The sequence below is a fragment of the Deltaproteobacteria bacterium genome, assembly GCA_019309045.1.
GTDB lineage: Bacteria > Desulfobacterota > Syntrophobacteria > BM002 > BM002 > JAFDGZ01.
This window is the reverse complement of record JAFDGZ010000160.1, coordinates 1-3,570: the sequence shown is the minus strand read 5'-3', so window position 1 is coordinate 3,570 and position 3,570 is coordinate 1. Positions and strand designations below refer to the sequence as shown.

Below are 3,570 nucleotides of genomic sequence, written 5' to 3'. Positions count from 1 at the left end.
GAACGTAGCCCCCAGAGCATCATCAATCGCTCTTATTACGCTATGTTTTATGCAGCATTAGCATTGATTCAACAACTTGGCAAGATTCCTTCGAAACATGCAGGAGTAATCAGCTATTATCAGCAACGAAGAAGTGAGCCATTATCAGCAGTGAGAAAGTAGTCCCTTCCCAGCAGTAGAAAGTAGTCCATCTGGATATACTTTCCGCATTTTTTCTACTAAATTTCTTTTTCTTCCTCATTTTCTTTGGATCTGGTTCTTATTCTTTGATCTCATTTCGTGTCGGATAGGTTTATGGTTTTTCCTTGGAGGGGAGACCATGAACCGTATGATCCGATGCAAACATTGTCGACGTTTGTTTCGTCGAAATCCCCGGGTAAAGAACCAGCGTTACTGCGGCAGCAAGGTTTGCCAGCGTGCCAGGAAGACTTTGTGGCAACGGCAAAGACTGGCAACTGATGCTGACTATCAGGCCAACCAGCGAGAGTGCCAGAGAAGGTGGTTGGCAAGAAACCGCACTTACTGGCGCGAGTATCGCAGCCGCCATCCGGGCTATTGCCGGCGGAATCGCCTCTTGCAAAAGGTACGGGACAGAAAGCGCCGTTTGCAGCATCTTGCAAAGATGGACGTGTCAGAGCAACTTTCATCAATCAAAGCAGGCACTTATTATCTTCTCTCCCGTCTTGCAAAGATGGACGCGTCAGCGGAGAAAGTTCTTTTGATTCCGGCAGCTTGAGCTGTGCTTGCAAAGAAGGACTCGATAGACTTTCTCCCCCCTTTCCCCTAGGCTGCCTTGTCAGGGAGGTGAAAGCCATGATCAAGAAAAAGCCTTTGTGTCCCGAGAGGATGCGCAAGATCACCGGCAGCTTTGCCTTTATCGAGCACCGCTTCCTGAGAGATGGCTTCTGGGCCAGCCTTGGCCAGCATGAACTTTTGCTCTACCTGTTTTTGGTACTGGTGGCCGACAGAGAAGGGCTTTCCTACTACAGCTTCGATAAGATCTGTACGCTTCTTAGAATCTCGACCGAGCAGTACTTGTGTGCTCGAAACTGTCTAATCAAAAAAGATCTCATCGCCTTTGACGGCCACATGTTTCAGGTGCTCTGTCTGCCGGAGAAACCTGTGACGGAGGCGGCAAAACCTCTCGAGACCACACGCGAGATGGAAGAGGCCGATCCTGCCACCATCCGGCAGATCATAAGTCGCGCCCTGGGAGGAGACCATGATTGACAGACGCACTATCTTCGAAATCCACCGGTTGGCCGATCAAGGACTTTCTATTCGAAAAATCGCCAAAGCCCTCAAGCTCTGCAGAAAAACCGTCACGAAATATCTGCGGGAGCCCAATCCGAAAAGGCCCGCTGTAAAGAGGGCCAGCAAGCTGGATCCCTTCAAAGACGAAGTCGAGCGCATGCTGCAAATCGATCCTTCAGCCTCGGCTGTGGTCATTGGCCAGCGTTTGGCCCAAAAGGGATATCAGGGAAGTATCAGCCTGCTGAGAGGCTACCTGCGTACCATACGCGGCAGCTTTAAAAAGAAAGAGCCCTTCATCCGCTTTGAATCAGCCCCCGGGGAACAATGCCAGATCGACTGGGGCCACTTCGGCTCCCTTGCCTATGGCAACACCAAGCGCAAGCTCTACTGTCTGGCGGTGGTGGAATGCCATAGCCGCATGCTCTATCTGGAATTCACCCACTCTCAAAAACAGCAAACCCTGCACCGCTGCCTGCTCAATGCCTTCCGCTTCTTTCAAGGCACCCCAAAAGAGCTGGTCCACGATAACATGCTTAGTGCAGTCATTGAACGCCAGGGAGCCCTGGTGCGCTTCAATGAAGCCTTCCTCGAGTTTCTTCGGCCCTTTAAAATCGTCCCCAGAGCCTGTAACGTAGGCAAACCCCATGAGAAAGGCAAAGTTGAAAAAGGGGCCATCCACTACATCCGCTACAACTTCTGGCCCCTGAGGACATTTAAAAACCTCAAAGACATCCAGGCCCAGGCCAACCACTGGCGCGACCAGGTGGCCAACCAGAGAATCCACGCCACCACAGGTGAGCGACCCAGCGAGCGCTTCAAGCCAGAGGCCATGACAGCCTTGCCGGAGCACCTGCCCGATTGCCGAGAGAGCCAGCCGGCAAAGGTCCATACGGATTTTTCCATCCGCTTTGATGGCAACAGCTACACTGTACCTCCCTGGGCCATCGGCAAACAGGTCCTCGTCAAAGCCGACCACCACAGCCTCACCATCTACCTGAAAGACAGGGCCATTGCCAGACATCGTCGCTGCTGGCAGCGCAAAGAACGCATCGAACTTCCGGCACACCGGGAGGCTGCCAGAAAACACCAGCATCGCCACTGGCTGTCAACCGACATCGCCGCCTTTATCAGCCTGGGAGAGGTGGCCAAGAGCTATCTGGAAAAGCTCGCCGCCAACAAGCGATCCCTCAAAAAACATGTGAGAAAACTGCTCGAACTCAAAGATGAATACGGCTCTTGCGCCCTGGAAGAAGCAATGAAGATGGCCGCCTCACATAATGCCTACGGCGCTCACTATATCGAAAACATCCTCTACCAGCAGATGACTCCCCAGAGAAATCATCCGCCGGTCAGACTGAAACAGGATGAACTCAACCGTATCCGCCTGGAGGAGCCAGCTCTGGCTGAATACGATGCCTTTGTCTTGAAACGGAGAAAAAAATCATGAACCACTCAGAGAACCTTCAAGAAAAACTGCTGCGGTTGCGCCTCAAAGCCATGGCTCATCACCTCGAGAGTGTCATGGCCCAGGCAAAACAGAAAAACCTCAACTTCTCAGCTACCTTGAACTTGCTTGCTGATATGGAACTGGAACAACGCTGGCAAAATGCCATTACCTTGAGATGGCGCCAGTCCAAACTCACAGAAAAGATCAGCATCGATCAGTTCGACTTCCAACATCACAAATCGCGAAAGGAGCAAAAGGGGCGCATCCTTGATCTGATAAGCCTGGACTTTGTCAAAGAACAAAAAGATGTGATTCTCATCGGCAACCCGGGTACCGGCAAAACCTTCCTCGCCAAAGCCGTCGCCTATGCCGCCTGCAATGCCAATATCAAGGTGCTCTTCACCACCACCATCGATATGATCAACCAACTCATAGCCGCTGAGGCAGACCACTCGCTACTCAAAAAACTCCACTATTATCAATCTCCGGACCTCCTCGTCTGTGACGAGCTCGGCTACCTTTCACTCGGCCAACAGGGCTCACACCTCTTCTTCCAGGTCATCAGCCAAAGACATCAACTAAAGTCCACCATGGTCACGACCAACCTGCCTTTCGCTGACTGGGGAAAGGTCTTCGACTCAACCACTGTGGCCACAGCGATCGCCGACCGACTGGTACACAACTCCGAAGTCCTTATCCTGGGAGGCACTAGCTATCGAAGAAAAGAAAAATAACTAAATCACACAATATATCTTTACGCCTTACTTGTGCCCCTCTATATTGGGCTACGACATCCTCCTGCCTCTTGCCTCACTGGTGGTCTATTTCCAAACTGCCGCTTTTGGCTTACTTCCTGACTGCTGATAATA

At 51.6% G+C, this 3,570-nt stretch carries 4 protein-coding genes; all 4 read left to right on the top strand.

All coding sequences use genetic code 11. The annotated features are described in order from the left end of the window. Positions 1-319 precede the first annotated feature (319 nt). The 4 genes from JRI89_17080 to istB all read left to right on the top strand — a co-directional run bounded on the left by JRI89_17080 (position 320) and on the right by istB (position 3,435). Positions 320-736 (top strand): hypothetical protein, encoded by a 417-nt coding sequence (locus JRI89_17080; GenBank protein MBW2072944.1) that lies wholly within the window; start codon positions 320-322, stop codon positions 734-736. Between the two features lie 77 nt (positions 737-813). Further along, positions 814-1,230: a hypothetical protein gene (locus JRI89_17075; GenBank protein MBW2072943.1), complete on the top strand. Its 417-nt coding sequence runs from the start codon at positions 814-816 to the stop codon at positions 1,228-1,230. Then, positions 1,223-2,701 (top strand): IS21 family transposase, encoded by a 1,479-nt coding sequence (istA, locus tag JRI89_17070; protein ID MBW2072942.1) that lies wholly within the window; start codon positions 1,223-1,225, stop codon positions 2,699-2,701. Before JRI89_17075 ends, istA begins: the two co-directional genes overlap by 8 nt. Further along, positions 2,698-3,435 (top strand): IS21-like element helper ATPase IstB, encoded by a 738-nt coding sequence (istB, locus tag JRI89_17065; protein MBW2072941.1) that lies wholly within the window; start codon positions 2,698-2,700, stop codon positions 3,433-3,435. The genes istA and istB overlap by 4 nt, the downstream gene beginning before the upstream one ends. Positions 3,436-3,570: the final 135 nt, after the last annotated feature.

What these genes read in the sequence shown, in the direction of transcription:
- istA (MBW2072942.1), top strand. Translation starts at nt 1,223, where the DNA reads ATGATTGACAGACGCACTATCTTCGAAATCCACCGGTTGGCCGATCAA.
- istB (MBW2072941.1), top strand. Translation starts at nt 2,698, where the DNA reads ATGAACCACTCAGAGAACCTTCAAGAAAAACTGCTGCGGTTGCGCCTC.
- JRI89_17075 (MBW2072943.1), top strand. Translation starts at nt 814, where the DNA reads ATGATCAAGAAAAAGCCTTTGTGTCCCGAGAGGATGCGCAAGATCACC.
- JRI89_17080 (MBW2072944.1), top strand. Translation starts at nt 320, where the DNA reads ATGAACCGTATGATCCGATGCAAACATTGTCGACGTTTGTTTCGTCGA.